Raw genomic sequence first — 1,636 nt, 5'->3', positions numbered from 1 at the left:
GCCGGTCTGGCGGTGGGTGGGGTGGACGGGGATGGGCGGGTTCCCGGCGAATCGCCCACCGGTGAGGGCGCGTCGGTGACCGCGTCCGAGGCCGTCGTGTCCGCTGCGGCTGTGCCGTCCGTTGTTCCCGTGACCGCCGGTGGGGCGGGGCGGGACGGGCGGTTCCCCGGCGTATCGCCCACGGGTGAGGACGCGTCCGGGGCCGTGTCCTCTGTGTCCGTGCCGCTTGTCGCTCCCGCTACCGCCGGTCTGGCGGTGGGTGGGGTGGACGGGGATGGGCGGGTTCCCGGCGAATCGCCCACCGGTGAGGGCGCGTCGGCGATCGCGTCCGAGTCCTCTGTGGGCGTGCCGCTCGTCGTGACCGTCGACCCGGCGGCGAGTGGGCCGGGACGGCCTGGGCGGGTTCCCGAGCGTGGCGAGTCCCCCACCGGTGTGGACACGTCGGTGACCACGGCCGGGTCCGTGTCCTCGGCGGCCCTGCTGCGGGAGCGGGCGTCCGTGCCGCTCGTCGTTCCTGTGACCGTCGGCTCGGCCGCGTCGCCCTCACCTGGTGCGCCGTCGGACCTCTCCTCTCCGCAGGGACGCGGCTACGACCGGCTCTGGCTGGCGAAACGCGTCAGTACCCCGCAGGAGCGGCAGGCGTTCCGCGCCTCGCTCGGCTGGCGGTACGACGCGGCCACGCGTTCGGTGGCCCGGTTGCTCGCCGAGCACCCTGGGCTGCGCAGCGCCGGTCCGCCGGACGAGGCGTTGATGACGGACCTGGCGGCCGTGCGGGTGTTCGCGGGCCGCGACCAGGCCGCGACCGTGGAGTCGTTCCGGTTCGGCGGAGACGACGCCGATCGCGCGTTCGCCGTGTGCGTGGCCGGGGGACTGCGGAGACTGCCCTCGTTCCAGGGCGCCGTCGTCCGCGGCGGTCCGCCCGGCTCCGGCGCCGCGGACGCGTATCGCGAGGGCGAGGACCTGGTCGAGGCCGCGCCGCTCATCGCGCTGGACGACCTCGACGCCCCGGTCCCGGGGGGAGTGGAGTTCTTGATCTGGTCGGCCACGGCACGGCGGCTGACCGGTTTCGCCGAGGGGCGGCCCACGCCCGAGGTGGCCTTCCTGCCCGGCACCGTGTTCCGGGTGCTCGCCGTCGACCCGCCGCCGGCCACGGCGCCGGTCCGTCGCGTCCTGCTCACCGAGGTACCGCCCGCGAAGGCCGGGCCGGGGCACACCGAGTGGGCCGACCGCGTACGGGCCCGGCTGGTCAAGGCGGCCGAGAGCCGGCCCGTGACGCCGCCCACCGAGAACGACGACCGGTTCGCGCCCCTGCCGGGCGATCCGGTGCCCGACGTCCAGAGGAGCAGACCGTGACCGCGACGGACCACCGAGCCGGAATCGGCTGCGCCCCCACGGACGCGCACATCCTGCTGCTGGGACTCGCCGGGCGGGTCCCCGACGAGGCACTCGCCGAGATGCGCCTGTGCCTGGCGGACGGAGAGATGGCCGACCTCGCCTCGCTCCTCGCCGAGCGGGCCGCGGACCTCACGCTGACCGAGGCGGAGGCCGGTCGGGTGCGTGCGCTGATCGGCGACGGGGCGTCCGCCCTCCGCGTCGGCGGGACGGCGCCGCCGCCGTACCGGTTCGGTGACCGCCA

2 protein-coding genes are annotated in these 1,636 nt (G+C 76.2%); both read left to right on the top strand.

Annotation, left to right across the window (positions count from 1 at the left end; all coding sequences use genetic code 11):
• The first annotated feature begins 345 nt into the window (after window positions 1–345).
• Complete coding sequence (locus ACFFNX_RS50030) at window positions 346–1,353, top strand: hypothetical protein (RefSeq protein ID WP_378213538.1); 1,008 nt, start codon at window positions 346–348, stop codon at window positions 1,351–1,353.
• A partial coding sequence (locus tag ACFFNX_RS50025; protein WP_378213537.1) for a hypothetical protein occupies window positions 1,350–1,636 on the top strand: 287 nt, incomplete at its 3' end. The genes ACFFNX_RS50030 and ACFFNX_RS50025, both read left to right, overlap by 4 nt.

It is taken from the genome of Actinoallomurus acaciae, assembly GCF_042429965.1.
In the GTDB taxonomy this organism is placed as follows: Bacteria; Actinomycetota; Actinomycetes; order Streptosporangiales; family Streptosporangiaceae; genus Actinoallomurus; species Actinoallomurus acaciae.
Note: the sequence above shows the minus strand (reverse complement) of the source record. Positions and strands in the feature narration are given on the sequence as shown.